Here is a 26,784-nt window from a genome sequence, read left to right as displayed (position 1 = left end):
GAGGGGTGAGAACCTGGCTGCTGGTTGTCAGCGGCTGGCGGTGCGGGCCAGGGTGCGGTAGTCACCGAGCACCGGCAGCCCCTGCAGCTGGCGGCGCAGCATGTCGAGGGCGGCGAAGGCGAGGATCCGGCGGCCGCTGTCGGGATCCGGGTGGCTGACCTTGAGGGTCTGGCCGTGCAGTTGCCCGTCGACGCAGAGCAGCAACGGCACGCCGTCCGGGCCTGCGCGGCCTATGGTCAGGCTGAGGGGGGCTGCGGGCGCCGCCAGCTGCGCCAGCTCGCTGGCCAGGGCGTGGCTGAAGCTGGCCGTCAGGGCCGGATGCGGGTGGCACATGGCCAGCAGGGTGCCCCGGCTCTCCCCCTCCAGCAGCGTCAGCGGTTTATCTCCCAGCAGATCCAGGATCTGCCGCGCCGGCTCCTCATCGCCCCGTCCTACCAGCCAGGGCTCGATGGCCGCAAGCAGCCGCGCCTCGGCGGCGTCCATGTCCGCCGTGCTGGCGCCGTGGCCGATAAGCTTCAGCTCGATGAGCGGCATGGAGGAGCGGTAGCCGAGCTCGATGCCAGCGGGCCAGGGGGCGGCATCCAGCATGTCGCTGAGGGCCGACTCCGAGACGCCGAAGGTATAAAAACGGCGCAGTTCGGTGTCGGTCTGCTCGCCGGCCAGCGCCTTGAGGCGCGGCATGATCTGCTCGTGCACCATCTGCTTGAATTCGAACGGCACGCCCGGGGTGAAGAAGAGCCGGCTTGGGCCCTGGTGGCCTGTGTGGGTGACCACAAAGCCGCAGGCGGTGCCGACCGGATTGTCGAGGATCTCGCACCCCTGCGGCAGCCAGGCCTGCTTGGCGTTGCTGGCGGGCATGGGCCTGCCGCGGCTGGCGTAGCGCGCTTCGATGGTGGCGAGCCAGTCGGGAAACAGGGTGAGCGGCTGGCTGAAGGCCTCGGCCGCCGCCTGGGCGGTGAGATCGTCGGCGGTGGGGCCCAGGCCGCCGCACACCAGCACCACCTCGGCGCGGCTGGCGCTCTCTGCCAGCACGGTCTTCAAGTCCTTGAGGTTGTCCCCCACGGTGACGCGGCGGCGCACCTGCCAGCCCTGCTCCAGCAGCAGGGCGCTGAGCCAGGCGGCGTTGGTGTCCACCACCAGGCCCGTCACTATTTCGTCTCCGGTGCTGATGATTTCGATGCGCATGGCGGGCTCCTCGGGGCTGACGGCTGGACTGGGGGACGGCCACCGAGTGGCCGGGTCGATCAGGGCTTGGTGTGTTCGAAGTAGTAGCTGATGCGGGTGCGCGGGTTGAGGTACTCAAACACCGCCGGCGGCAGCCGCTTGGGATGGATCACCTTGGCGATGGAGAGCTCGGCCTGCTGCAGGTCGATGATGGCCGCCTCCTGGCGCGGGATGCGCGGATCGTACACCAGCACCGAAGGGTAGAGCAGGCGGGAGGCGTTGACCGACATCACCAGCCCCACCTGGCCGTTGGAGAGCTGCACCACGCTGCCGGGCGGGTAGATCCCCATCAGCCGGATCAGCATGCTGAGGTACTCGGGATTGAACTGGGCCTTGCGCTGCTTGTAGAGGCCGCTCAGGGCAGAGTAGGGGACCTTGGCCTGCATGTGGCAGAGGTTATCGTACTCGTTGATCAGCGACACAATCTGGGTGAGCGGGTCGAGCTGCCCCTTCTTGAGCCCCTCCGGCCCGCTGCCGTCCAGGTATTCGTGGTGGTGCAGCACTATGCCCTTCGCCTCGGCCGGGAAATCCTTGGCCAGATTGAGCAGATCCAGCCCGTAGCGCGGGTGCTGGGCCATCAGGTTCTGCTCCGGCTTGGTGAGTGGCTCGGTCTTGCGCAGGATCTGGCTCGGGATCTTCAGCTTGCCGATGTCGTGGAACAGAGCCCCCATGCCGACCTGGCGGATCTCGTCGGCCGACATGTTGCACTCCTTGGCCAGCAGCATGCTGAGCACGCTGACGTTGAGGGAGTGGAAGTAGAGGTTGTTGCCGTCCTCGCTGTCGGAGACCAGGTGCAGCACCATCTCGTCCACCGACAGCAGCTGCTCGGTCATGGCGTTGATCAGCTCCTGCGCCTCGCCGATGGCGTTGAGGGGGCGGGACTGGATCTTGCTCATCACGTTGCGCACCTGGGCCAGCGACTGCTGGAACTGCTTCTCGCACTGCTGCAGATCGCGGCGATACTGCTGCAGCTGCTCGATGCGGCGCTCCTTCTCCAACTGCATTTCGGCCTGACGCTGGGAGGTATCCGGCGCCTCTACCGGCTGGGCCTGGATCTGGTTCAGCGGCTTGGGCGGGGCATCGCTCTTGTCGGGGATGATGGTGACGAGCTTGAGACCGAGCCGGCGAATGAGCTCGATCTCCTCTTCATTCTTGAGTTTGAAGCTGGAAAACAGGAAGGGGTGTTCGCGCCAGCCAAGTGGCAGAGAAACGTAATTGCCGACTTGCAGCCGGTCTACTGAAATCTTGATACCTGTCATTGTCTTGGATGCGAGAGACACACTGAGCCGTATGCTAGTCAAAGGTGGGGGTGAATACAAAAGGTATCTGATGACAGGGTGGGTGCTTTATTATAGGCTTCTGGATGTCCAGACATATTTACCGATGCAGTACAGGGAGTAAGCATGCCGATCAAGATCCCGGATCAGTTACCCGCCGCCGAAGTGCTGGGGCAGGAGAACATCTTCGTGATGACGGAATCCAGGGCCGTCACCCAGAACATCCGCCCGCTGCGGGTGTTGATCCTCAACCTGATGCCCAAGAAGATTGAAACCGAGATCCAGCTGATGCGGATGCTCTCCAACTCGCCGTTGCAGGTGGACGTGGATCTGCTGCGCATCGACGATCGGGAGTCGAAGAACACGCCCCAGGCGCACCTGGAAAACTTCTATCACGACTTCGAACAGGTACGCGGCAACAACTACGACGGCATGATCATCACCGGGGCGCCGCTCGGGCTGGTGGAGTTCGAGGAGGTGGTCTACTGGCCGCGCATCGTCGAGATCATCGAGTGGTCCCATCAGCATGTCACCTCCACCCTGTTCCTCTGCTGGGCGGTGCAGGCGGCGCTGAAAGCCCTGTACGGCATGGAGAAGCAGACCCACGGCGAGAAGCTGTCCGGGGTCTATCGCCATCACCGGCTCGACGAGCACGAACCGCTGCTGCGCGGCTTCGACGACGAGTTCGTGGCGCCTCACTCCCGCTATGCGGCGTTCGACGGGGATCTCATCCGCGCCCACACCGATCTGCAGATCTTTGCCGAATCGGCAGAGGCCGGCGTCTATCTGGCGGCCACCAAGGATTGTCGTCAGGTGTTTGTCACCGGTCATCCGGAATACGATGCGCTGACCCTGGATGGCGAATACCAGCGGGATCTGGCGGCCGGGCTTGCGCCCGTCATTCCGGTCAACTACTACCCGGACAACGACCCGACCCGGACCCCGCGCGCCAGCTGGCGCAGCCACGGCCACCTGCTGTTTTCAAACTGGCTCAACTACTACGTCTATCAGCTCACCAGCTATCGCGTCGAGGATATCGGCAAGGTGTTTACCTATCAGCAGAACTCGCCGTCGAGGTAGGGACTGGCTCAGTCGCCCTCGGCCAGCCGCGCCGCCAGCCCGTCGAGCCATTGGCGGTGGCAGGCCAGGGTGAAGGCCTTGGGCCGATGGGCCCGGATGGCGGCCATCGCCTCCTGCTGGGGCTGGCCCAGGCTCATCAGCAGGGCCGCCGCCACCAGCCCGGTGCGGCCGCTGCCGCCCTTGCAGTGGATGACCAGGTGCTTGCCGTCCCGCAGCAGTCCGATCAGGGCTGGCAGAGCCTGCCGCCAGGCGGCCTCGAAGGCGGCATCGGGAGCCTGATCGTCCTCGATGGGCAGCTGGAACCAGCGCATGCCGGCGGCCTCGATCTGCTGGCCAAGCGTGCCGAGTTCAAGCCGGGCCAGTTCGGCGTCGGTCATCAGGGTCAGCACGCCGTGCGCCCCGGCCAGCTTGAGCTGGCCCAGTGCCAGCGGCAGCGCCACCTGCTGGGTGCCGGGGCAGGGGGTCAGCAGCAGCTGGCCATCGACGCGGGGGACTTCCTGGCTCCAGAAGGGGTGAGACGGGTGCATAAAGATCCTTATGACGCCAGCAACGGCGAGGCAAGCCGGGCCTGACCCGGTTTTTGAGTGCGCCAAAGCATAGGGGGCGCGGCCCCGATGTCAATCTGCGTTGTGTTCGGCCCGGTTTACGGGCAGAGTCTAAAAAATTGAGCGGTTCAAGGAGTAAAGATGAGAAACCTGGATCAACTGGATTTGGATATCCTGGCCCATCTGTTTCGCGATGCGGGCATGACCAACAAGGATCTGGCCGCGCTGGTCGGGGTGGCACCGTCCACCTGTCTGGAACGGGTACGCAAGCTGCAGCAGGACGGGGTGCTCAAGGGCGCCCACTGCGAGGTGGATTACCAGGCCCTCGGCGGTCATATCCAGGCCATGGTATCGCTGCAGTTGGCCCGCCACAGCCGCCAGATCATCGATGCGTTTCGCGACGCCATCCTGGCCCTGCCCGAGGTGATCAGCCTGTTCCACATGGGCGGCAAGGATGACTTCCTGGTGCATCTGTGCGTCGCCGACACCGAGCACCTGCGCAACTTCGTGTTCGATCACTTCACCTCCCGCGAAGAGGTGGTGCACCTGGAGACCTCGCTGGTGTTCGAGCACAAGTTCAGCCGTTCGCTGCCCTGCTTCCTCAACACCTGACGCCCGCCTCCTACAAAAAACCCGCCAATCGGCGGGTTTTGTTTTATTGCGCTCAGTTCAGCACGGTGCGGGTATCCGGCGCCGTCCGGTAAAGCCCCTGCTGGTAGGCGAGGCTGCCCCACAGCGCCAGGCCGAGGGCCGCATCCTTCATGGTGGCCGGCTGCGGCGCCGGGGTGAGCGTCTCTGTCGCATCCTCATAGATGAAGCCTTCCGGCGCTCGCTCCGGCTGCAGGATCACCACGTCCTTGCCGCGCATCAGGGCGAAGTTCTTGTCGTACTGCATGATGGCGCGGCCCGGCCAGTCGGCGGGCATGCGGGTCAGATCCTTGCCGAGCATGGGGTAGTCGGCGCTGATCCCCATCAGGGAGAGCAGGGTCGGCGCCATGTCGATCTGGCTGACGATGCGCGGATCCTGTCTCGGCGCTATGCCGTCACCCACTATGACTCCCGGAATGTGGAAGCGGGGGATGGGCACCAGGCTGGCGCCGCTGACCCGGCTGTCGTGATCGGCGATGACCAGGAACAGGGTGTCCTTCCAGTAGTCCGACTGCTTCGCCTTCTTGAAGAACTCGCCGATGGCGTAGTCCGCGTACTTGGCGGCGTTGTTGCGGGTCTGCTTGGGCTGCTCATAGAGGGCGATGCGATCGTCGGGAAACTCGAACGGATCGTGGTTGCTCGAGCTGAACACCAGGCTGAAGAAGGGTTTGCCCTGCTTGCTGAGCGCCCGGAAGGTCTCGTCGGCCTTGGCCATCAGATCTTCGTCAGAGGCGCCCCAGGAGCCCTCGAACACCGGGTTCTTGAAGTCCTTCTGCTCGACGATGGTGGTGAAGCCGTTGCCGAGGAAGAAGCTGCGCATGTTGTCGAAGTGGCTCTCGCCGCCGTAGATGAAGCTGGTGTCGTAGCCCCGCTGCTTGAGCAGATCGGCGATGGTGAAGAAGTTGGTCTGGCTGCGGCCGAGCTTGACCACGGCCTGGGCCGGGGTCGGCGTGAAGCCGGTCAGCACCGCCTCGATGCCGCGCACCGAGCGGGTGCCGGTGGCGTAGAGCTGCTCGAACGCCCAACCCTCTTTCGACAAGGCATCGATGTTGGGGGTGAGCGGCAGGCCGCCGAGGGAGCCGACGAACTGGGCGCCCAGGCTCTCCTGCAACAGGATCACCAGGTTCTTTGGCTTGCCGCCGTAGCTGGCCTCGTTGAAGGTCTGGCTGGGCAGGGTGTCGGAGCTGAATTCATGGGATTCGCGGCCGCTCTCCTGGCGAACCAGATCCAGAATGCGCTGACGGGGCAGCTCGCCGTAGAACTGGCCGGCATCCTCCTCGGCCCGCATCTGCTTGATGGCGAAGAACAGGGAGTAGGAGGAGTTGACGGTGAGCGCATTGACCAGCGGATCGCTGGCAAACGCCACCATGGCCGGGTTGAGGGCACGGTGACCCAGGCTGGAGCGGGCACCGAGAAAACCGATGGCGAGGATCAGCAGGGCGAAGGCGGGCCGCCAGTACCAGCGCGGGAAGCTGATGCCGCGCAGCAAGCGGCCGCTCAGCCACCAGCCGCCCGCCAGCACGGCGCCGCTGAACAGCAGTGCCAGCAGCAGCTCGCCCTTGCGGCCGGCCCACAGCATGGCGAACACCTCTTTGGGATAGATGAGGTATTCGATGTAGAGGCGGTTGGGCCGCACCCCGTACTCGGTCACGAAGGAGGGGGTGGAGATCTCCAGGAAGAGCAGCAGCCAGAGCCCCAGGGTCAGCCAGACCCGGATGAACTGCAGCCAGACACGGCCCACGGCATGGGGGCCGGCCAGCAGCAGGGTGAACACGGCGGGCACGCCCCACAGCCAGCAGAGGGTGGCGAAGTCGACCCGCAGCCCCTGCAGCAGCATCTCCTGCCAGCCGGCGACGGCGTCAACCCGCTCCAGTTGCCAGAGGCCGAGCGCGAGCCGGCTGATGGAGAGAGAGACGAGCGCGATCAATGAAAAAACGGCGATGGGCCAAAACGGTCCCAGCCATCGTCTGATAGTGGTCATTGTTGTTCCTACAAGCCTGTTTGCACCCGTCCACGGGCGCATTGTTTTTATATTGCAGGGTTATGACAGCGGGCCCGGGGAAAGGTTGCGTGTAGGTGCTGTTTAAAAGGATGTTTTGGCACGATTTATGATTTTTATGTGAGGGCGCGCAGGGATCGAAGACAGCATAAACGGCTGGAAAAACTGTGATCTTTCTGGCAAAGCGGTGCGGGGGGCTTATCTATAATGGCGCCGAATTTTCTCAATCGGAGCCGAAGGGATGCCGGTCTTTATCGATGTGGAATATTTGCAAGGATGGAGCCTGTTCGTGGTGCTCTCGGACGGTACCACGGGGGCGCTGGACCTGACCCCCTGGCGCACCCAGCCGCTGTTTGCGGCGCTGGATTCGGAGCGGCGCTGCGCCCGGGTCTTCATCAATCGCCACCACCAGCTGGAGTGGCCCGCCGGCTGCATCCTGTCGGCCCACGAGGTCTATCACCTGATCAAGCCCATCGACGAGCGGGAAGCGTTCAGCTAACCCCCTGTTTTTGTGAGCCATCCCAAGATTCCTGTAACAGGAATGTTTGAGCGTTTGCCTTCCTCACCCAATTTGGGTAAAACCTGCGCAACATTTTGCCAACCCTAGCTTGGCTTCGCTTAAGAGGGCTTGCTGCCGCCGCGCCGCAGGCCTTTTTTGCAGCCTGACGGCAAACCTTCCAGCAACTGAATGGTTTGTTGGCGGAAATTAAAAAAACAAAATAAACAAAGAGATAAGGAAAGAGTATGGCTTGTCATATGCGCACCCCGCTGGCCCTGCTGGTGGGCGGTTTTGCCTGTCACGGCGCCGCCGGCCAAGAGCCTGTCCAGCAACTGGAGCCCATGGTGGTGGTCGCCAGTCGCCCCGCTAGCACCCTGGAGGTGACCCTGGATCCCAAGAAGCCGGGCTCCCCCATGCCGGCGGCTGACGGTGCCGGTTACCTCAAAAACGTTACCGGCATGAGCATGGTGCGCAAGGGGGGCCTGGGCGGCGATCCCGTGCTGCGGGGGATGGGCATGTCCCGCCTCAACGTGCAGATGGATGGCGGCATGCTGGCCGGTGGCTGCGGCGGCCGGATGGACCCGCCCACCGCCTATGTTTTTCCTCAATCTTTCGACCGGATCCGGGTGCTGAAGGGACCGCAATCCCTCGAACAGGGGGCGACCCTAGCGGGTACTGTGCTGTTCGAGCGGGACAGGCCAGAGTTCACTGCCCCCGGCGTCAAGGCCGAGGCATCGGCGCTCTATGGCAGCTTTGGGCGCGACGACCAGATGCTGGATGCCACAGTGGGGGCGCCGCAGGGCTATCTGCGCGGCCAGTTCACCCACTCCGACAGCGATGACTATCGCGACGGCCACGGCGACAAGGTGCGCTCTTTCTACCGGCGCGAGAACGGCACCGCCCAGCTTGGCTGGACGCCCAGTGAGCACACCTGGCTGGAGCTCACCGCCGAGCGCAGCAACGCCCGCGCCGCCTATGCGGATCGCACCATGGACGGCCCCATGTTCGACCGCGAATCCTTCGGCCTCAAGCTCAGGCAAGAGCAGATCAGCCGCCACTGGCAGCGCAGCGAGCTGACCCTGTGGGACAACGACATCGACCACATCATGGACAACTTCAGCCTGCGTCCGAACAGCGGCATGAAGATGCTCTCCAACCCGGACCGGCGCAACACCGGCGGGCGCTGGGCCAACGACATCGCCCTGCCGGCCGACTGGCTGCTGACCGCCGGGCTCGATGCCAACCGGGATCAGCACAGGGCCCGCAGCGGGGTGGATTACGCCAGCCAGCCGCGCCAGCGCACCCTGCGCTTCGAGCAGCAGGGCGGCTTCGCCGAGCTGGGCCGTCAGCAGGGGGCTCACAGCTACAAGGGGGGTTACCGGCAGGACATGGTCGAGACCACCCGTTACGGCGCGGGGGATCAGACCCTCTACAGCGATACCCTGACCCTGGACAGCGGCTTTGGCCGCTACGAATACCAGTGGTCGCCGGCCTGGTCGAGCTACCTGGCCTGGGGCCAGGCAAAACGGGCGCCGGACTACTGGGAGCGCAGCAAGGACAGCGTGCCCTTCACCCTCAACCCGGAACGCAGCCGCCAGTGGGATGCGGGGCTGGCCCTGCGCAGCCGCGAACTGGATCTGACCCTCTCCCTCTTTAGCGCCGACATTCAGGACTACCTGCTCTATAACAACAAGTCGAACAAGGTGCGCAACATCGACGCCCAGACCCGCGGTGGCGAGCTGGAAGGGCGCTGGCAGTTTGCCGAGCAGTGGCGCCTCGACGGCGGTCTGGCGGTGGTCTATGGCGAAAACCAAAGCGACAACCAACCGCTGGCCCAGATGCCGCCGCTCGATGGCAAGCTGGCGCTGGGCTGGCAGCCGGCCGAGGCGTGGAACCTGACCCTGCTGGGTCGCGCCGTGGCCGCGCAGGATCGGGTCGATGTGGGTTCCGGCACCGTAGCCGGGCAGGATCAGGGGGAGACGCCGGGCTTCTTCACCATGAACCTGAGCGCCGCCTGGCAGTTCCAGCCGGGCTGGCAGCTGTCGGCTGGGGTCGACAACCTGTTCGACACCTTCTACTACGAGCACCTCTCCAAGTCGGTGCACGCCAGTCAGGCCGGGCTGGGCTACGAGCAGGTGGGGCGGATTCCGGAGCCGGGTCGCGCCTACTGGCTCTCGGTCAGTTACCGTTTCGCCTCTGCCGGTGTGCTCTAGGTCGGCGCGCCAACCGACTGAGCCAGGTAACGTTTTCAGTCACAGACCCGTGCGGGCGGGGCCGCTATCATGGCCCCAGTGTGGCGCTTTGGGCGCCAATACCACCACAGCGGGAACATAACAATGAAACAAGGAACGTTGCGCCATGGCGGCCTCATCGGGGCCGCCCTGTTATTGACGGCTTGCGGCAGTGGAGGCGGGAGCGGCTCCAGCGAGCCCCAGCAGCCCCCGGTCACCAACCCGCCGCCGGCCACCGCCAGCCGCGCCTGCTACGGCAATGATCAGCCGGCCTGCAATCTGCGCACCTATCAGGTGATGGTGGAGTCGTTCGTCGATGGCGACGGCAGCGCCAACTACGGCGTCGGCTACGGCCCCTCCCAGCACAACGGCGATCTGCAGGGGATCATCGACAGCCTGGACCACATCAAGAGCCTCAACGTCAACGCCATCTGGCTGACCCCGGTGTTCGACTCCTGCGCGGGGCAAGGCGGTGACGACAAGCTGGATGCCACCGGCTACTTCGCCTGCGACTTCTTCAACGTGGATCCCAACTTCGGCAGCAACGTCCAGCTCAAGCAGCTGGTGGACGGAGCGCATCAGCGCGGCCTCTACGTCTTCCTCGACGGGGTGTTCGGCCACGTCAACAAGGTGGGGGTGAGCAAGCCTTCTCCCGAAGGACGGCTGCCCGCCCTCAAGAGCGGCGGGGCCGGTTATCCCGGCCAGCTGGTGGATTACAGCCAGCCCCAGAGCCTCGCCTACTTCAAGGAGGTGGCCCGCTACTGGGTCGAGCAGTACGGCATCGACGGCTGGCGCCTCGATCAGGCTTATCAGCTCGGCCTCGACGACTGGCGCGCCATTCGCAGCGAAGTGGAGCGGGCCAGCGCGGCGCGCAAGACAGCCGGCCAGCAGTGGGGCACCCTCGGCTACATGGTGGGCGAGGTGTGGAAGGGCGCCGACGAGATCCGCGCCCAGGCGTATGGGCCGAGCGACAACCCGGCGTTCTCCTCGGCGTTCGACTTCCCGCTGCGCTACGGCCTGGTGCAGGCGCTGGCGGTGGAGGAGTCCGGCAAGGGCGGGCAGGGGGCCAGCGTGCTCGACGCCAGCTGGAACAAGGTGGAGAACTACCCGAATCACGCCATGCCCAACCTGATGCTGGGCAACCACGATCTGGTGCGCTTCGGCGATCTGCTGGAGCGCGGCAACTTCAATCCAGCGGACTACTGGCAGCGCCACAAGGCGGCTTTCAGCTTCCTGGCGGCCCGCTCCGGCCCCATCACCCTCTACTACGGCGAGGAGTTTGGCGACGAAGTGCCGGGCTTTGCCAAGCAGGTGAGTGGCGACTGCGCGGCGCAGGGGCTCTGTGACGATCACGTGGCCCGCAGCGATGGCAAGGTGCCGGGTGCCACCGGCTTCGTGCCGAGCAGCGAGCAGAGCGATCTGAAACAGTGGCTCAGTCAGCTGCTGGCCCTGCGTGCCGCCCACCCCGCCCTCTATCAGGGGGAGCGGGTCAAGCTGGTAGCCGAGGGCAGCGTCTATGGCGACATCAAGCAGACGGCGGCGGAGCAAGTAGTCTACCTGCTCAACGTCTCAAGCACGCCCCAGAGCTACGCGGTGCCGGTCGGCAAGCTGCGCAGTGCCAGCGCCCTGGTGGATCTGCAAAGCGGCGAGAGCCTGGCCATCGGCGGCAGCAGCGTGACGGTGGACTTGCCGCCGCTGAGCGGTCGCTTCCTGCTGGTGCGCTAAGCGAGGTTGGTAACAAAAAGGGCTCCGTGATGGAGCCCTTTTTCGTGGGGGAAGTTACTTTTCGATGCCGCTGCCGAGCTCGTCCTGATGGGGGGCGGCCTGCGCGTGACCATTGCCGTGCCGCCAGCTCTCCAGCCGGTTGTGCACCCCGCGGCGCAGGCTCTTGAAGCTGGTCTCCAGGTAGTCCACCCCCACCAGGATGGAGAGGGTAACGCCGGTGAGCAGTAGCGCCTGGTGCAGCATCTGCATGCCGATGAGGGCGCCGAGGGCGGCCAGCATCCAGACGGTGGCGGCGGAGGTGACCCCCAGTACCTGGCCATCCCGGGTCATCATCACCCCGGCGCCGAGAAAGCCGATGCCGGTGATGAGCTGGCCCAGCACCCGCGCCTGATCGGCGCTCTGGGGGCTGACGGCGGCACCGATGGCGAGAAAGCAGTAGGTGCCGAGGATGATGAGCGAGGAGGTGCGGATGCCGACCGGCTTGCCGCGCAGCTGCCGCTCCAGCCCCACCAGGGTGCCACACACCAGACAGACCAGGATGTTCTCCCAGCCAAGGGGCGCAATGTCCCACCAATCAGTCGTCATCATATCCACCTCTGCTATCGATACTTGTTATCCGGCCGCGCTCTGCCCCCGGTTTTCCAGCCGCTGGCGGAAGGCCCGGGCGAGGCGCTCGTAGAGGTCCTTTGCCTCTCTGTCCTCAATATCGCCACGTATCCAGGGATTGTCGATGATTTCCAGCAGCACGCAGTCACGCCCCTGCTGGCGCAGGTCGACCCCGAACAGGCCGTTGCCGAGCTGATGGACGGCGCGGCGGGCGGTCTGCAGCACCCGTTCCGGCACCTCGTTGAGCGGCAGTGCCTCGATGCGGCTCATGTCGAGGGGGTGCTTGCGGCGGCGGATGCGGTTGCCAGGCTCGGGGCGGAAACGGCGGCAGGCAAACAGCGGCGAGCCGTCGAGAAAGCCGATGCGCCAGTCGAACTCGGCGGGGATCCGGCTCTGCACCAGCAGCAGGGCGGAGCGGGCCAACCCCTCATCCAGCAGGCGAGCCAGTTGCTGCTCGTCGCTGGCCATGGCCAGATCGCGCCCCTGCGCCCCGTCGGGCACCTTTACCATCAGCGGCAGGCCGAGCCGCTGCACCAGTTCATCCACGTGGTGGCGGCCGCGGCGGGTCACCACCATGGTGGGTGGCATGGGCACGCCGCTGCGCACCATCAGCTCGTAGAGGTAGAGCTTGTTGCTGCAGGCGAGGATGGCGCGGGAGCTGTCGATCACCGGCATCTTGAGTTGCTCGGCGCGGCGGGCAAATTCGAAGGTGTAGTGGCCGACCGCCGTCTCGGAGCGCAGCCAGAGGGTATCGAACTCCGGCAGCCGCTCGATGGCCGACGGTGCCAGGATCTCGGCCCGGATCCCCTGCGCGGCCGCCGCCTGGATGAAGCGATCCAGCGCCAGCGCATCGCTGCTGGCGCGACCGTCGTTGGGGTCGACCAGGATGGCGAGCTGGTAGAGCGGCGCCGCCTGCTCCTCGTCACCGGTGCCCACCAGCGCCTGGGCGTGGTGCAGCATCAGCGCCTTCTCGCTCGGGCTCAGCGCCAGCGGCGACAGGCTCTGCTGCTGGCGTACCGACCAGCCGTGGCGGCCGCGCTTGAGGGTCAGCTCCTGCAGCGGCAGCTGGCTCAGGCCGTAGTAGTAGCGGGCCAGCCCCGCCAGCTCGCTCTGTTCGCACTGGCCGAAGATGGCGCGCACCCGGATTCGGTCTTCGCTCTGCTGGGCCAGCCACCCCTGCAATTTTCGCCACAGCTTGGCCGGTGGCTGCTGGGGTTGCAGCTGGCTGATGGCCTGCAAACCCGGCAGGCAGTGGTGGCCGCGCGCCTGGGCCAGCAGCGAGCAGTAGTAGCCGGCGCTGAGGTGCTCCAGATTGCGGCAGAGGTTGATGATGCGGGGGCGGCCGCCGGTGGTGGGCACCCCGTGTTGCAGGTAGGTGCGGGCGGTCAGCAGATAATCGGCATGGCAAGGCCAGTCGCCCGGCTCTTCGACGATGACGTAGGTACTCATTTTTTCGGCTCCACAGATGAAACTGCCTTGAACGGCAGGATCCCCAGTGGGCTTCGATGCACCGACAAGCACGACAATGGCGCGAGGGGAAACAAGAGGTTACAGTGCCTAATATGCCGCCTTGGTAACTTGTGATACAAGTCGCATTTTTGGTGATGAAGATAAATAACCGAACAAGGACTCCCCGTGTTGACCGTGCGCGCGGCCCGGACCGATGATCTGGGCGCCATCGTTAAGCTGGAACGCTACTGTTTTCCCCCCGAAGTCGCCTTTGGCCGCAGCCGCTGGCACTATCTGCTGACCCACGCCAAGGGGCGTACCCTGCTGGTGCTGGACCAGCAGGAGCAGCTGATGGGTTACCTCTGCCTGCTGGAGCACAGGGGCTGGGATCGGCTGATCATCCAGACCCTCGCCATCCGCTGGACCATCCGCCGGCAAGGCTGGGCCCGCCGCTTGCTGGAGCAGGTGATCCAGGAAGGCAAAGAGGCCGGCTGGGGGGCGATCCGGCTGGAGGTCGGCGATGCCAATGAAGAGGCGCAGGCCCTCTATCGCGAGCTGGGTTTTCGGCCCAGACAGAAGCTGCCGGACTATTATGGCCACGGTCAGCACGCCCACCGGCTGGTGCTGGCGCTGAAGCAGGCCTGAGAGAGGAGAGGGGATGAGCTGCGACAACTGCCTCGCCACCGCCATCAAGGCCAAGCTGGGGCGCTGCCCGGTCTGCGCCGGCCAGACCTTTGTCATCGGTCTGATCGGCTGGCTGGTCTGGTGGTGGTGTGGCGCCGACACCTCGGTCAACGCCCTCACCGGTCTGCTGTTCGCGCTGGGGGGATCGGGCCTGTTTTTGCTCCACCTGCTGGTGTTTGTCTGGCGCAGGGCGACCGGACGTGAATTGAGCGATGAATGAATCAGATTGATTTCAAACAGATAAATAACAATAGCGCTGTAGATATGGAGGTTCAGATGATAGCAATGGTAACGGGCGCCTCGTCCGGGTTTGGTGAGTCCATCAGCCGTCAGCTGGTGAACGCGGGCTACCAAGTGATAGGCACGGGTCGGCGCGCCGAGCGGCTGGCTGCGCTGGCCGACGAGCTGGGTGCGCAGTTCCTGCCGCTGGTGTTCGACGTGCAGGACAAGGCGGCCACCCGCGCCGCCATCGACGGGCTGCCGGCCGAGTGGCGCGAGGTGGATCTGCTGGTCAACAACGCCGGGCTGGCGCTGGGGCTGGAGCCGGCCCACAAGGCGGATCTGGAAGACTGGGAGCAGATGATCGCCACCAACATCAGTGGCCTGACCCTGCTCACCCGCCTGCTGCTGCCGGGCATGGTGGCGCGCAATCGCGGCCACGTCATCAACATTGGCTCCATCGCCGGCACCTACCCCTACCCGGGCGGCAACGTCTACGGCGCCACCAAGGCGTTCGTGAAGCAGTTCAGTCTCAACCTGCGCGCCGATCTGGCGGGCACCGCCATCCGCGTCACCAACGTGGAGCCGGGCCTGTGCGGCGGTACCGAGTTCTCCAACGTGCGCTTCCACGGTGACGATGCCAAGGCGGCCACCGTCTATCAGGGGGTGCAGGCGATCCAGCCGGAAGACATCGCCAATACCGTGCTCTGGATCAGCCAGCAGCCGGCCCACGTCAACATCAACAGCATCGAGATCATGCCGGTGGCGCAGACCTTCGGCCCGCTCAATATCAGCCGTCGCTGATGGCGGCAGCTGACGAAATAAAAGAGGCTCCCAAGGGAGCCTCTTTGCGTTGGCGAGCCGATTACAGGCTCATGATCTTCTTGAACTCCTCGGGCGAGTACTTCTGCTCGGTGCGCTTGGTGAGATCCGTCATCAGCTTGTAGCGCAGCTCTTTGGCCATCTGATAGGTCTGCTCCAGCTGGCCATAGGAGTAGTCGGCGGCCAGCCCGATGGCGGTAGCCTTGTCGCTGGCATAGGCCTGCTTCAGGCTCTTGTCGAGCAGGGCCACCTCCTGGTAGAGCTTGCTGCTCTCCTTGCTCCAGACGCCGCGCAGCAGCGGCAGGTACTTGTCCGGATCGGCGCTGGCCAGCGCGGTCAGGCTGCGGAATTGCCAGTAGGCGGAATCATCGGAGTAGCTGTCGCTGCCGGTGCGATAGGGCAGGGGGTAGGACTCCAGGGTGTTGTAGAGCGGCACCATCACGGATTCTGCCAGCACGCCGTAGCTCTGCCAGATCAATCCCTGCAGCTCTTTGGGCATCTCCTTGCGCAGCTGGATGACGTGGGATTCGAGCTGCCTGTCGATGCGGATCGGCCGCTCCGCCTTGCCGGCCAGCGGCGTACCCTCATAGGTGGCGCTCAGCAGCCTGGCCACGTCCGGTACGGCGATGGGAGCATCCGGCTTCATGAACAGCGGATATTGCGCCTGCCGGGTCGGCTGCGGGTGGCTGGCGGTCAGCATCTTCTGGCCGAGCCACTCCCGATCCACGTTGTAGGGGTCGGCGATGACCCCGAATGCCTTGGCGAAGTTGAACTCTTTCGGATCGGCGTTATCCAGCAGTTTGTGCTGCTGCACGAACTCCAGCAGCTTGGGCGAGTGCAGCACATCGGCACCGTCGAGATTGACGCCGTGGATGCGCAGGCCGTTGGCCACCATAGCGTAGCTGTCGTCCGGCACCCGCACCGCGATCCAGTGGTGGCCGGAGCCGATCTCCATCAGCCAGGCCTCGTTCACATCCGCCAGATAGAGGCTGTTGCCTTCCCCGGCGCCATATTGCTCCACATAGCGGCCGAGCAGTGCGACCCCCTCTTTGGCCGTTTTGGCCTGCGGCAGGATCAGGGTCGGGATGATGGCCTCGATGACCCCCTTCTCGATCAGCGGATCGGCTTTCTGGGCCTTGTCGTTGACCTCGGCGCTGGTGGTGGCCGAGATGGCGACGTTGAACTCGTTGATGCCGCGCTCCTCGTAATACTTGCCTGCCGGGTCGCTGGTTGTGGCATCCCAGTCGCGGATGGCGGAGTAGGCGAAGAAGGCCTTTGGCATCGGCACTTCCAGCCCGTTGCCCAGTTTCCAGACCTTGCCCTCGTTTTGCTGGGCGGGCCGGAAGGCCAGGTACTTGTTCCAGTTGTTGACGCCAAAATCCTCGTTTCTGGCGATCATCACGCTGCCATCGGCACTGGCGCCCTTGCCGACGATAAGGCCGGTACAGGCGTCGGCACTGGTGCCAAGCAGGGTGAGCAGGGTGGCGGAGAGAAGACTCAAGGTGTGTTTTTTCATGGGATTGCCCGAAGCGTAACTGTGAGTGAAAGCCAGGCGGTGGGATGCAGGTCTGCCGCAGTGCGATCGGCCGCCGATACGCTGCCGGGGGATCGTGCTGCTCATGGTCGATGACGCAAACATTTCATCCATAACACTGCTTGCTGGTCGTTTTGTGCGCCGAAATTGTATGCCTCGCTGGTTGTTTGTTTTGTGATCTATGAGTCGTTCCTTTGCTTTGTCTGGTAAAGCGTGAAAAAGGCAGCGATATGCACCAGAAGCTGCCGATTGGGCAGCGCAGCGTCATGATTCTGACGTCGAAATGACCGCCGGGAGGCTCGCGAGCCCGTACGAGCTTGGATCTGCACCAATCTGGCAAGTTGGCCTGCAACTTGCTGGTTTTATTGCCAATGATGGGGCCTGGCGCCTCATGCCATCGAATCAGCGACCTCGTCATGCCGGATCGGCATGCAGACTGGAGCCCCCATGGATATCAAACCCTACAGCCAGCAGCTTGCCCAGAGCGCCTCCAACAACCGCGCCCTCGCCACCCTCAGCAGTGCCGACAGCGGTCAGGGTGGCGGCTGGGAAGATCTGGTCAACCTCTCCTCCCAGCGGATCACTGGCCAGGCCCAGCAGGCGCTGACCTATGAACACCTGGCCAAGAACAGCAAGCTGCCGTCGGCGCTCGATATCGGCTCCGACAAGGGCGGCGTGATGCAGCAGCTGGTGGACAAGGCGCTCGGCTTTGATCGCAAGAAGTTCAACGAGATAGAAGAGAAGCTCAAGACGATTGCCGACAACAAGCAGCTGACTGCCGAAGAACGGGCGGAGCAGAGCAAGCCGCTGAGCGAACAGCGGGACGCCATGTTGCAGGATGCGATGGACCGCCTCACCGGCAAGAAGAGCAGCAGCAAGGAAGAGACCAAGAGCGCCTGAGCGGCGGGATGACTCGAACGGCAATCCATGGTCGGTGGGGGCAATCACTTGCCCCTGTCCGGGCACCATGAGCGGGTTGCCGATGCGGCGCAGCACGGGCCGCTCTGCGCCGCCACCACGGCAGCAAAAAAGGGAGGGCGGCTGCCACTCCCTTGGTGACCGGACGGCGTCCGGCCGCTGCATCGGCTCAGGCCGTCGCTATTTCTTTTCGGGCAGAATGCCGATCCCCACCGCCTGGGTCTGCACGGCCTTGATCTGGTCGCCCTTGGCGATCAGCGCAAACTGGGCCGGGTTGTGCACCTTGAGCACCAGGGTGTGATCCACCCCCTTCACCGTGATGGTCTGCTGCCCCTTGTCGACCGCGATGACGTCGCCATAGAGAGTGACCTTTTTGCCGATCCCGGCGCCCGGCTTCTCGCCTGCCTCGGCCTTGCCGGCCGCCACTTCCACGATGCGTTTTCTCACCCCGGCGGTGCCCTTGAGCAGCTCCAGATCCAGCATCTGCAGGTAGCGGAGCGCCACCACGTCACCCACCTTGAGGTTGGCCAAGTTGGTGACCTGCTCACCGGCGACGATGTCGAACGCCTCGCCGGCGGCATTTTTCAGGCTGACCTTGCGGCTGGCCATGTCGATGGCGGTGACCGTGGCCTGGGCCGAGACGGCCTCCACCAGGTTGGCCTTGCCAGGGGCCGTGGCGACTTCGGTTGCCACCTCGGCAGCCTGCGCCAGACAGGTTGAGAGGGAAAGCAAACCGGCAATCCATGCATGCTTGAGTTTCATGTGTCAGACCTTATGAGCAAAAGAGTGAAGAGGGCGGGAGCGGGCGTTGAGGGTTGCGCACCCGGTTCCCAGAGAGACCATAGCAGAGCGGCAAAGAAACAGGGGCAGCGCCGCACGACTTCCTTACGGCGACTCGCCCCCCACTGCGCAATCTGATAGCCGGCTCCCGTTTTTTGACCTGCCGGAGCCGCAGGCGCACAATTCCCCTGCATGCATTCAACCGAGGGCTCTGCCGTGTACAACTTCCAATATGCCAATCCTACCCGCGTCTGTTTCGGTGAAGGCCAGATCGCCAAGCTGCCGGAGCTGATCCCGGCCGGCAGCCGCCTGCTGGTGCTCTATGGCGGCGGCAGCATCAAACAGAACGGGGTCTATGAGCAGTTGACCCAGGCGCTGGCGGGACGGGAGTGGCTGGAGTTTCCCGGCATCGGCGCCAACCCCCAGTACGATCAGCTGATGGAGGCGGTGGCCCTGGTCAAGCGCGAGCGCATCGACTTCCTGCTGGCGGTCGGCGGTGGTTCCGTGGTGGATGGCAGCAAGTTCGTGGCCGCCGCGGCCTGCTTCGAGGGGGCGGATCCCTGGGAGATCCTGCTGCACAAGGCCCCCATCAAGGCGGCGCTGCCGCTGGGCTGTGTGCTGACCCTGCCGGCCACCGGCTCGGAGAGCAACCCGGCTGCCGTGGTGAGCCGCGGGGAGGCCAAGCTCTCCTTCATGAACCCGCTGGTGCAGCCGGTGTTTGCGGTGCTGGATCCCACGACCACCTACAGCCTGCCGCCGCGCCAGGTGGGCAACGGGGTGGTGGACGCCTTCGTCCACATCATCGAACAGTACCTCACCTTCCCGGTGGGGGGCGAGGTGCAGGACCGGTTGGCGGAAGGCCTGCTGCAGGTGCTGGTGGACAACGGCCCGCGCGCGCTGACGGAGCCCACCAACTACCAGGTGCGCGCCAATCTGATGTGGGCGGCCAGCCTGGCGCTCAACGGCCTCATCGGTCGCGGCGTGCCGCAGGATTGGTCCACCCACGCCATCGGTCACCAGCTCACCGCCTTGCACGGGCTGGATCATGCCCAGAGTCTGGCGGTGGTGCTGCCCTCCCTGCTGCGGGAGCAATCGGCCCAGAAGCAGGAGAAGCTGGCCCAGTTCGCCGAGCGGGTATGGCACTCCAGCCGGGAGGACAAGGCGCTGCGCATCGAGGAGGCGATCATCCGCACCGAGCAGTTCTTCCAGCAGATGGGGGTGGGCACCCGCCTCTCCGACTACGGCCTGAGCGAGAGCTGCATCCCCGGCATCTGCTCCAACCTAAAGCGCTTCGGCCTGACCGCCCTCGGGGAGCAGCAGGACATAGACCCGGACAAGGTAGCGCGGATCCTCTCTCACGCGCTCTGAGCATCTGGCCGCCGAGCTGAAAAGAGAACGCCCCGATCATCGGGGCGTTTTGCATGGTGTCGCCGGGCGCGGCCGTTTATCCGGCGCTGCGGTCCAGTTCGCGCTCCAGGGCTGCCGCCTTCTGGCGGGCCGGGTGAGTGTTGAGGCGCTGCCAGTAGGCCTGCAGATGCGGGAACTGGGCCAGCTGGCCGCTCTGTGCCAGCAGATCCACCAGGAAGGAGTTCAGGATGTCGGCGCCGGTGAGGCGATCGGCCACCAGGTAGCGGCGGCTTGCCAATACATCGTTGAGATAGCCCAGCACCTTGGCACACTCCGCCTTGGCGTAGTCCGGCAGGAAGCGCATCGGACTGCCGTCCTTGCGCACGAACATGTCCAGCAGCAGCGGCAGAATGCCGGAGCTCTCGGCGAAGTGGAGCCACTGCAGATATTCGGCATAGTCCGGGCTGTCGGTGGCCGGTGCCAGCCGTTCCGGGGCGTGGCGGGCGATCAGGTACTCTGTGATGGCACCGGATTCCGCCAGCACCCGGCCGTCGAACTCGATGACCGGCGACTTGCCGAGGGGGTGGATGGCCTTGAGCTCGGGCGGTGCCAGAAAAGTGGTGGCATCACGCTGGTAGGCTTTGATCTCATAGGGCAGGCCCAGCTCTTCGAGCAGCCAGATGATGCGTTGGGAGCGGGATTTATTCAGGTGGTGCAGGACTATCATGGAAACCTCGACGCAGTGACGGAAGGCGGTGATACGCAGCGGCGCGGTGGCGGGTTCACCGCTGGCGAAAAAAGAGCGGGCTTGATGCCCGCTCCTGCGTTGACTGACTCAGGACTCCAGCGCCTGATCCAGATCCGCCAGTATGTCCTCGATGGCTTCGATCCCCACCGACAGCCGGATCATCTCAGGTTTCACGCCGGCCTTGGCCTGCTCTTCCTCGCTCAACTGGCGATGGGTGGTGGAGGCCGGGTGGCAGGCCAGCGACTTGGCATCGCCGATATTGACCAGCCGCTTGAAGATCTTGAGTGCATCGTAGAAACGCACCCCCGCCTCGTAGCCGTCCTTCAGACCGAACGAGAGGATGGCCGAGGGGCGACCGGCCATGTATTTCTCCGCCAGCAGGTAGTGGGGGTGACCCGGCAGACCGGCGTAGCTGACCCAGGCCACCTTGGGGTGATGCTTGAGGTGGTGGGCCACCCGCAGGGCGTTGTCGACGTGGCGCTCCATGCGCAGGCTCAGGGTCTCCAGCCCCTGCAGCAGCAGGAAGGCGTTCATCGGCGCCAGCGCGGCGCCGGTATTGCGCAGCGGCACGGTGCGCACCCGCCCGATAAAGGCGGCCGGGCCGAACGCCTCGGTGTAGACCACCCCGTGATATGAAGGTTCGGGTTTGGTCAGCTGGGGGAAGCGCTCGGCGTGATCCGCCCAGGGGAACTTGCCCGAGTCGACGATGACGCCCCCCAGCGAGTTGCCGTGGCCGCCGACATATTTGGTCAGGCTGTGCACCACGATATCGGCGCCGTGCTCGATGGGTTTGCACAGCACCGGGGTGGCGACCGTGTTGTCGACGATGAGCGGCACGCCGCGGGCGTGGGCCACCTTGGCGAAGGCCGCCAGATCGACGATGTTGCCGGCCGGGTTGCCGATGCTCTCGCAGTAGACCGCCTTGGTTTTGTCGTCGATGAGGGCGGCGATGGCCTCGGCGCTGTCATCCTTGGCGAAGCGTACCTCTACCCCGAAGCTCGGCAGCATGTGGGCGAACAGGGTGTAAGTGCCGCCATAGAGCTGGGGGGTGGAGACGATGTTGTCCCCGGCGGCGGTCAGCGCCTGGATGGCGTAGGTGATGGCGGCGGAACCCGCCGAGACCACCAGACCGGCAATGCCCCCTTCCAGCGCGGCCATCCGCTGCTCCAGCACATCGTTGGTGGGGTTCATGATGCGGGTGTAGATGTTGCCTGGCACCGCCAGATTGAACAGATCCGCCCCGTGCTGGGCGCTCTCGAACTCGTAGGCCACCGTCTGGTAGATGGGCACGGCAACGGCCTTGGTGGTGGGGTCGCTGGCAAAGCCGTGGTGCAGGGCCAGGGTCGCATCTTTCATCACACACTCCTTGTTGGATGTTGCTGGGTAGCAGTTATAGATGGATAGACGTCCAATCTATCAGGCCCAGCGCCGATGTAAACCACCCAATCCGGCAAAGCAATTACGCCCGCTGGCGAACTGCGCCCCTCCTTGTGCGATCCGAGAGAGGAGGCTCAGAGGCGGCGGCGATACTCCCGATCGTCGATCTGCTGCATGTCCCACTGCATCAGGCGGTTGAGCTGGCTCATGGGATCCTCGATCAGGGTCAGCGGCCTGGGCAGGATCCGCTTGAAGTAACGGCGCAGGATCTGCTGGATCCGGTTCGGTTTGATGGGGTTGGCGTGGCTCATGATGGTGCTCCTGTGCTGTGGTTCTCACGTTCGCCAGCAGTATTGAGCTAAAATGCGGAAGTAAAAACTGATGACTTTTAGCAACAGGATTTCCTCTTTTATGCCCACCAGCCGCCTTTACCAGCAATTCCAACGGCTCGCCCAGCAGCTTGGCTGTGACGAGCAGGAGATCAGTCTCGCCGAGGTGGCGGATCTGCTCTGCTGCACCCCGCGCAACGCCCGCCTGCTGCTGCGCCGCATGCAGGATCAGGGCTGGCTCGGCTGGGCTGCGGAGGCCGGGCGGGGGCGGCGCTCCCGGCTCACCCTGCTCGACAACCAGGAGAGCCTGACCCGGCGCCGGCTGCGGGATCTGCTGAGCCAGGGCCAGCTGGCGCAGGCGGTGCGGCTGGCCGAAGATCGCCTCGATCTGCTCACCCCGCTGCTGATCGAGCAGCTCGGCCAGGCCACCCGGGAAGGGCGCCAGATCCTGCGGGTGCCCTACTACCGGCCGCTGCCGCGCCTGCTGCCCACCGGCCCGCTGCGCCGCTCCGAAATCCACCTGAGCCGCCAGATCTTCAACGGCCTCACCCGGCGAAATGAGGAAAATGGGGAAATCGAGGGGGATCTGGCCCACCACTGGGAGTGTCTGGGCCCCTGCCACTGGCGCTTCTACCTGAGGCCGGCGGTGCGTTTTCACCACGGCCGCGAGCTGGTGGTGGAGGACGTGGTGGAGAGCCTGCTGGCCCTGCGCGATCGCCCGCTGTTCGCCCATCTGGCGCGGCTGGAGAGCCCCTGGCCGCGCACCCTGGATCTTCATCTCGACAGCCCGGATCCTCTGCTGCCCCAGCTGCTGCCCCAGCTGCTGGCCGAGCCGGTGGCGGCCATCCTGCCACGTGAGCTCAAGGGGGAGGCGGGCTTTGCCCTGCAACCGGTGGGCACCGGCCCCTACCGGGTGACCGCCAACGACCCGCTGCAACTGTGCCTCGAGGCATTCGACGACTACTTCGGCCTGCGCGCCCTGCTCGACGAGATCGACATCTGGATGCTGCCGGAGCTGGCGGATCGGCTGGAGAGCCACCTGAAGCTGGGGCGCGACAGCCCCGAGCTCGGCACCATGCGCGGCGAGTCCGAGCTGGAATCCGGCTGCTACTTCCTGCTGCAGGACGACAGATCCGCACCCTTGCAGGATCCCGCCCTGCGCCAGTGGCTGGCCGGCCTGCTCAACCCCATCGCCCTGATGGCGCGGGTTGCCCCCGAACTGCAGCGGGGCTGGACCAGCGCGCTCGGGCTCTTGCCCCACTGGCGCGAGGCCCAGCCGGCCCCGCTGCCGACGCCTAAGCAACTGCCACGCCAGCTGGTGCTGGCCTGCTTCAACCAGCACCTGGAGTTCAACGAGTGCGCCAACGCCATGAGCAGCCTGCTGGCAGAGCAGGGGATCCGGCTGGAGGTGCGCACCCTGGATTACGGCCGCTGGGTGAGCGGGGCGGACGAGGACGTGGACCTCTGGCTCGGCACCCTCAACCTGGAGCACGAACACGCCTTCGCCCCCTACGCCTGGTTACAGGGCACCCCGCTGCTGCGCAAGGTGTGGGGCAGTCAGCAGCGTCTGTGGCAGGGGCTGACGCAGTGGCGTGCCAGCGGTGAGGAGCCGGGGCCGCGCGCCCTGCTGGCAAGCGTGCAGCAGCAGGGCTGGTTCGTACCGCTGTTTCACCACTGGCTGGAGCTGGAGAGCCGGGTCGGCGTGCACGGGGTACGGATGACGGCGCTCGGCTGGTTCGATTTTCGCAGCGCCTGGCTGCGCCCGGAGCTGGCCGTCGGCGGCGGCGATACGACGGGGGAGCTTGAGTCCAAAGGCGGGCCGCGTTAGCCTGAGCGCGGTCCAACGACAAGGAGTCGATATCCATGCTGGAAATGCAGATCCAACCCCGTTTTCAAGAGACAGATGCCCTCGGCCACATCAACAACACGGTGCCGGCGGTCTGGTTTGAATCGGCCCGCGACCCGCTGTTTCGCATCTTCTCCCCCGAGCTGGATGTGCACAACTGGCATCTGATCATCGCGGGCTACACGGTGCAGTTCAAACGGGAGCTGTTCTACGGCCAGCAGGTATTGATCAAAACCGGGGTCCGCCGCATCGGCTCCAGCTCCTTCACGCTCTGGCAGGAAGCCTGGCAGGGGGACGAGCTGGCGGTGACCGCCGAAACCACCCTGATCCATTTTGACTACCAGTCCCGCCAGTCCATTCCCCTGAGCGATCGCCACCGGGAGGGGCTGCGGGCCTGGCTGATAGAAAGCTAACCTTGGCCCACCGGCCAATCACAGGACACTTATGCGCAATACCGTGATCGCCCTGAGCCTCGGCTTGGGACTGGGGCTCTGCTCCCTGCCTTCCGTGGCGGCCTCCCTCGCCGAGCAGTTCTCCCTGATGGAAAAGGGGGCCGAGAGCGCCCTCGATACCCGTCTGTTCAGCCACGATGGCGTCGACATCAAGGCCTGGGTGGATGGCGCTCCCGTCATCATCGCCGTGCCCATCATGAACGAGCAGGGCAAGCTGGAAGGGGAGAGCCGCTACTACTTCAAGGGCGGCAAGCTGTTCGGGGTGAAGGAGCCCGCCGCCCAGTTCGCCTTTGACGATGGCGGCAAGCTGACCCAGTGGCTGGACGAGAAGGGCCAGCCCGCCGAGTTCGTCAGCAAGATGAGCATGCAGCAGCGGGAAGTCTGGCTCACTAAACGGGCGGCCGAGCTGGGTCAGCTGTTTGCACCGAGCGCCGCCGAACAGAAGGCGGCCAAGGGGGGCGTCAAGCTCAAGGGAGCGGAGCTGGCCCACTGGCTCTGCAACGGCAAGTTGATGACGCTGGCCGGGGGTGACAAGGTGACCTTCGAGCAGGCCAAGCTCAAGACCCGCGCCGAGGGCATCGAGGGGGAAGTCTCCCTGCGCCAGGAGAAGGGGTGGCAGGATCTGAGCCTCAAGTGCGAGGTGCAGGGACCCCAGGTGACCCGCCTCACCTGGCAGCCGCTGCCGGGCGCCAACAAGCCGCAGTAAGCGCGGCAGTAGCAAAGCAAGGGGCCCAGATATGGGCCCCTTTTCATTGCGGTGACGATTCGCCCAGCCTGAGCCGGGTGAGGGCTTCCACCCGTCGCCACTGGTCGGGCTCGAACCAGCGCGCCAGGATCTCCGGCTGCTGTTCGGCTCGGCGCTCGGCGGGCAGGGGCTTGATCTCGGCCAGATAGCCGGCCAGCTGCTGCTCGAACCCCTGCTGGCTTTCTGTCAGCTGATGCAGCCGGTCCGCCGCTTCCGGCCCCAACTGCTCACGCAGCACGGTGTCGCGCTCGGCCGCCGGCAGCCGCTCCAGACTCTGCAGGTCGCCGAGCAGGCGGCTGTTGGCCTCCGCCTCCCGAAACCACTGGGGCTGCTCCGCCAGCCAGAGCTCGAGCTCGCTCGCCAGCAGCGGCTTGTCGGCATCACCAGCCTCCGCCAGCGCCTTGCGGCGCAGGGTCCACTGCTCCATCAGCCGATCTTCGGCAAACAGCTGCTCCTGCTCGGCCGGGGTGAAGCTCTGCTGGCGCAACTGCTCGCGCTCGTCGAACAGCACCTGCAGGCTGGCCAGGCCCGGATCGGTCGGCACCGTCAGGCTGCCCTCGGCGGCGAGAAAGGCTTCATAGCGGGCCTGCAGCGAGCTCTCATCGGGCGAGGGGGCAGCCTGCCTGGGCAGGGGGGAGTTCGACCCGGCCTCGTCCACCGGGGGAGAGGCCGAGGTGGAGTTCGGAGCGGGCCACAGCTGCCAGCCCCCCAGCAGCAGGGCCGCGCCCAGCGGAGCGGCCATCAGCCACGTCTTGTTCATAACCCCAGTCTCTGCAGGCGGTTGGCGTGCTGGCGATAGAGGCTGACCGGGTCGGTCTCAAACAGGTGGCGAATGCCAAACGACTGGTTCACCTCGTCCAGGTGGTTCATCCGGTAGTCGGTGCCGATCACCTTGCCGAGGTGGCTGCTGCACACCCCAACCAGGCCATCGTTGGGTTCGCTGAAGAAGCTGCCGGTCAGCGCCAGCGCCGGATCCACCGGATCCAGGATGTTGGTCATGGTGCCGCGCCCGCTCCAGGAGAAGTAGTAGACCCCGTTGGCGGCCTGCATGGGCCCTTCGCCGCAGTACTGGCTGGGCAGCCCCTCCGGGTAGCGCTGGTTGAAGCGCTGGGCGCCGGCGCTGGTGAGGGCGTCGAGGGCGGCGAGGGGATCCTGCGGCAGCTGGCTGCCCCCGGAGAGCAGCGAGATGACCCCGGACAGGGCGGAGGCGGCAGCCACCGCCAGCTTCTCGGCCACCGAGCCCGGTGCCACGTTGGCGCGCACCAGATCGGCGATCTCCGAGCCGTAGTTGACCCCGCCCACGCTGGTGGCGGAGGCAACCAGCTCGGGGGCGACCGAGGCGACGTAGCGAATGGTGGGGCCGCCGTGGGAGTGGCCGATGAGGTTCACCTTCTCCGCCCCGGTAATGGCGAGCACCTGCTGCACCTGTTTGAGCAATTGCTCGCCGCGCAGTTCCGAGCTCTGGGTGGCGGAGACCTGGGCCACATAGACCCTGGCGCCATCCCGGGTCAGCGCCTGGGGGATGCCGTAGAAGTAGTCGACCCCGAGCAGCTTGTCGAAGCCGAACAGACCGTGCACCAGCACTATGGGGTAGCGGGTCTGGGTATAACCTGCCGCCTGGCCCAGCATGGGCAGGGCGCACAGCAGCACCAATAGCCATTTTTTCATCTTGTCCATCCTTGTGAATAAGGTTGCCGCAG

Annotated in this window: 26 protein-coding genes; 13 read left to right on the top strand and 13 right to left on the bottom strand. The window is 65.2% G+C overall.

Going from position 1 to position 26,784, the window contains the following annotated elements; genetic code table 11:
* Positions 1 to 27: 27 nt before the first annotated feature.
* Both OKC44_RS12045 and OKC44_RS12040 read right to left on the bottom strand, forming a co-directional pair.
* The gene (locus tag OKC44_RS12045; RefSeq protein ID WP_270813030.1) at positions 28 to 1,185 is read right to left on the bottom strand and encodes a competence/damage-inducible protein A; all 1,158 of its coding nucleotides are present in this window, start codon (positions 1,183 to 1,185) and stop codon (positions 28 to 30) included.
* A gap of 59 nt (positions 1,186 to 1,244) precedes the next feature.
* On the bottom strand, positions 1,245 to 2,483 hold the full coding sequence (locus tag OKC44_RS12040) for an HD-GYP domain-containing protein (protein ID WP_016349264.1): 1,239 nt from the start codon (positions 2,481 to 2,483) through the stop codon (positions 1,245 to 1,247).
* A gap of 144 nt (positions 2,484 to 2,627) precedes the next feature.
* On the opposite strand from OKC44_RS12040, the gene metA reads away from it, so the two are divergent.
* Positions 2,628 to 3,581 (top strand): homoserine O-acetyltransferase MetA, encoded by a 954-nt coding sequence (gene metA / locus OKC44_RS12035; protein WP_017408885.1) that lies wholly within the window; start codon positions 2,628 to 2,630, stop codon positions 3,579 to 3,581.
* 8 nt (positions 3,582 to 3,589) lie between these two features.
* Here metA and OKC44_RS12030 read toward each other — a convergent pair whose 3' ends face one another.
* On the bottom strand, positions 3,590 to 4,108 hold the full coding sequence (locus OKC44_RS12030; RefSeq protein ID WP_270813028.1) for a cyclin-dependent kinase inhibitor 3 family protein: 519 nt from the start codon (positions 4,106 to 4,108) through the stop codon (positions 3,590 to 3,592).
* A 159-nt stretch (positions 4,109 to 4,267) separates the two neighbouring features.
* Here OKC44_RS12030 and OKC44_RS12025 point away from each other — a divergent pair, with 159 nt between their 5' ends.
* Positions 4,268 to 4,738, top strand: a complete 471-nt coding sequence (locus OKC44_RS12025; RefSeq protein ID WP_011704464.1) for an Lrp/AsnC family transcriptional regulator — start codon at positions 4,268 to 4,270, stop codon at positions 4,736 to 4,738.
* Between the two features lie 52 nt (positions 4,739 to 4,790).
* Here OKC44_RS12025 and OKC44_RS12020 read toward each other — a convergent pair whose 3' ends face one another.
* Positions 4,791 to 6,755 (bottom strand): LTA synthase family protein, encoded by a 1,965-nt coding sequence (locus tag OKC44_RS12020; RefSeq protein ID WP_270813026.1) that lies wholly within the window; start codon positions 6,753 to 6,755, stop codon positions 4,791 to 4,793.
* Between the two features lie 259 nt (positions 6,756 to 7,014).
* On the opposite strand from OKC44_RS12020, the gene OKC44_RS12015 reads away from it, so the two are divergent.
* The 3 genes from OKC44_RS12015 to OKC44_RS12005 all read left to right on the top strand — a co-directional run bounded on the left by OKC44_RS12015 (position 7,015) and on the right by OKC44_RS12005 (position 11,228).
* A complete protein-coding gene (locus tag OKC44_RS12015) occupies positions 7,015 to 7,272 on the top strand; it encodes a DUF2442 domain-containing protein (RefSeq protein WP_011704466.1) in 258 nt (85 codons plus the stop codon).
* Positions 7,273 to 7,517: 245 nt separating this feature from the next.
* Positions 7,518 to 9,485, top strand: coding sequence for a TonB-dependent copper receptor (locus tag OKC44_RS12010; RefSeq protein WP_270813023.1), 1,968 nt, complete (start codon positions 7,518 to 7,520; stop codon positions 9,483 to 9,485).
* A gap of 123 nt (positions 9,486 to 9,608) precedes the next feature.
* On the top strand, positions 9,609 to 11,228 hold the full coding sequence (locus tag OKC44_RS12005; protein WP_270813021.1) for an alpha-amylase family protein: 1,620 nt from the start codon (positions 9,609 to 9,611) through the stop codon (positions 11,226 to 11,228).
* A gap of 54 nt (positions 11,229 to 11,282) precedes the next feature.
* Here OKC44_RS12005 and OKC44_RS12000 read toward each other — a convergent pair whose 3' ends face one another.
* Complete coding sequence (locus tag OKC44_RS12000; protein WP_016349269.1) at positions 11,283 to 11,816, bottom strand: MgtC/SapB family protein; 534 nt, start codon at positions 11,814 to 11,816, stop codon at positions 11,283 to 11,285.
* A gap of 24 nt (positions 11,817 to 11,840) precedes the next feature.
* Positions 11,841 to 13,283, bottom strand: coding sequence for a RimK family protein (locus OKC44_RS11995; RefSeq protein WP_045790769.1), 1,443 nt, complete (start codon positions 13,281 to 13,283; stop codon positions 11,841 to 11,843).
* 186 nt (positions 13,284 to 13,469) lie between these two features.
* Between OKC44_RS11995 and OKC44_RS11990 the strand changes: the two genes are divergently transcribed.
* Genes OKC44_RS11990 through OKC44_RS11980 form a run of 3 tightly spaced genes read left to right on the top strand, consistent with a single transcriptional unit; the run spans position 13,470 to position 14,990 of the window.
* Complete coding sequence (locus OKC44_RS11990) at positions 13,470 to 13,928, top strand: GNAT family N-acetyltransferase (protein ID WP_024946079.1); 459 nt, start codon at positions 13,470 to 13,472, stop codon at positions 13,926 to 13,928.
* Between the two features lie 13 nt (positions 13,929 to 13,941).
* The gene (locus OKC44_RS11985) at positions 13,942 to 14,187 is read left to right on the top strand and encodes a DUF3624 domain-containing protein (protein WP_236766147.1); all 246 of its coding nucleotides are present in this window, start codon (positions 13,942 to 13,944) and stop codon (positions 14,185 to 14,187) included.
* Between the two features lie 56 nt (positions 14,188 to 14,243).
* A complete protein-coding gene (locus OKC44_RS11980; RefSeq protein ID WP_270813018.1) occupies positions 14,244 to 14,990 on the top strand; it encodes an SDR family oxidoreductase in 747 nt (248 codons plus the stop codon).
* 61 nt (positions 14,991 to 15,051) lie between these two features.
* On the opposite strand, the gene OKC44_RS11975 is transcribed toward OKC44_RS11980, so the two are convergent.
* Positions 15,052 to 16,524: a C69 family dipeptidase gene (locus OKC44_RS11975; RefSeq protein ID WP_270813017.1), complete on the bottom strand. Its 1,473-nt coding sequence runs from the start codon at positions 16,522 to 16,524 to the stop codon at positions 15,052 to 15,054.
* Positions 16,525 to 16,989: 465 nt separating this feature from the next.
* Here OKC44_RS11975 and OKC44_RS11970 point away from each other — a divergent pair, with 465 nt between their 5' ends.
* Positions 16,990 to 17,442, top strand: coding sequence for a hypothetical protein (locus tag OKC44_RS11970; protein ID WP_270813015.1), 453 nt, complete (start codon positions 16,990 to 16,992; stop codon positions 17,440 to 17,442).
* A 198-nt stretch (positions 17,443 to 17,640) separates the two neighbouring features.
* On the opposite strand, the gene OKC44_RS11965 is transcribed toward OKC44_RS11970, so the two are convergent.
* Positions 17,641 to 18,222 (bottom strand): hypothetical protein, encoded by a 582-nt coding sequence (locus OKC44_RS11965; RefSeq protein WP_011704476.1) that lies wholly within the window; start codon positions 18,220 to 18,222, stop codon positions 17,641 to 17,643.
* A 210-nt stretch (positions 18,223 to 18,432) separates the two neighbouring features.
* On the opposite strand from OKC44_RS11965, the gene OKC44_RS11960 reads away from it, so the two are divergent.
* A complete protein-coding gene (locus OKC44_RS11960; protein WP_270813013.1) occupies positions 18,433 to 19,608 on the top strand; it encodes an iron-containing alcohol dehydrogenase in 1,176 nt (391 codons plus the stop codon).
* Between the two features lie 76 nt (positions 19,609 to 19,684).
* On the opposite strand, the gene OKC44_RS11955 is transcribed toward OKC44_RS11960, so the two are convergent.
* The 3 genes from OKC44_RS11955 to OKC44_RS11945 form a co-directional block, all read right to left on the bottom strand.
* Complete coding sequence (locus OKC44_RS11955; RefSeq protein WP_270813011.1) at positions 19,685 to 20,314, bottom strand: glutathione S-transferase family protein; 630 nt, start codon at positions 20,312 to 20,314, stop codon at positions 19,685 to 19,687.
* A gap of 108 nt (positions 20,315 to 20,422) precedes the next feature.
* Entirely contained in the window at positions 20,423 to 21,691 is a 1,269-nt protein-coding gene (locus OKC44_RS11950; protein WP_252475373.1) for an O-acetylhomoserine aminocarboxypropyltransferase/cysteine synthase family protein, read from the bottom strand.
* 155 nt (positions 21,692 to 21,846) lie between these two features.
* The gene (locus OKC44_RS11945) at positions 21,847 to 22,023 is read right to left on the bottom strand and encodes a hypothetical protein (protein WP_016349280.1); all 177 of its coding nucleotides are present in this window, start codon (positions 22,021 to 22,023) and stop codon (positions 21,847 to 21,849) included.
* 100 nt (positions 22,024 to 22,123) lie between these two features.
* Here OKC44_RS11945 and sgrR point away from each other — a divergent pair, with 100 nt between their 5' ends.
* Genes sgrR through OKC44_RS11930 form a run of 3 tightly spaced genes read left to right on the top strand, consistent with a single transcriptional unit; the run spans position 22,124 to position 25,045 of the window.
* Positions 22,124 to 23,869 (top strand): HTH-type transcriptional regulator SgrR, encoded by a 1,746-nt coding sequence (sgrR, locus tag OKC44_RS11940; RefSeq protein ID WP_270813008.1) that lies wholly within the window; start codon positions 22,124 to 22,126, stop codon positions 23,867 to 23,869.
* Positions 23,870 to 23,904: 35 nt separating this feature from the next.
* Positions 23,905 to 24,300: an acyl-CoA thioesterase gene (locus OKC44_RS11935; RefSeq protein ID WP_011704482.1), complete on the top strand. Its 396-nt coding sequence runs from the start codon at positions 23,905 to 23,907 to the stop codon at positions 24,298 to 24,300.
* 31 nt (positions 24,301 to 24,331) lie between these two features.
* Positions 24,332 to 25,045 (top strand): hypothetical protein, encoded by a 714-nt coding sequence (locus OKC44_RS11930; RefSeq protein ID WP_060390487.1) that lies wholly within the window; start codon positions 24,332 to 24,334, stop codon positions 25,043 to 25,045.
* A gap of 43 nt (positions 25,046 to 25,088) precedes the next feature.
* Here OKC44_RS11930 and OKC44_RS11925 read toward each other — a convergent pair whose 3' ends face one another.
* A complete protein-coding gene (locus tag OKC44_RS11925) occupies positions 25,089 to 25,844 on the bottom strand; it encodes a lipase secretion chaperone (RefSeq protein WP_270813005.1) in 756 nt (251 codons plus the stop codon).
* The gene (locus OKC44_RS11920) at positions 25,841 to 26,752 is read right to left on the bottom strand and encodes a lipase family alpha/beta hydrolase (protein WP_162902041.1); all 912 of its coding nucleotides are present in this window, start codon (positions 26,750 to 26,752) and stop codon (positions 25,841 to 25,843) included. Before OKC44_RS11920 ends, OKC44_RS11925 begins: the two co-directional genes overlap by 4 nt.
* Between the last annotated feature and the right edge of the window lie 32 nt (positions 26,753 to 26,784).

Source organism: Aeromonas sp. S41-2, assembly GCF_027705845.1.
Taxonomy (GTDB): Bacteria; Pseudomonadota; Gammaproteobacteria; order Enterobacterales; family Aeromonadaceae; genus Aeromonas; species Aeromonas hydrophila.
This window is presented reverse-complemented; position numbering and strand designations above follow the sequence as displayed.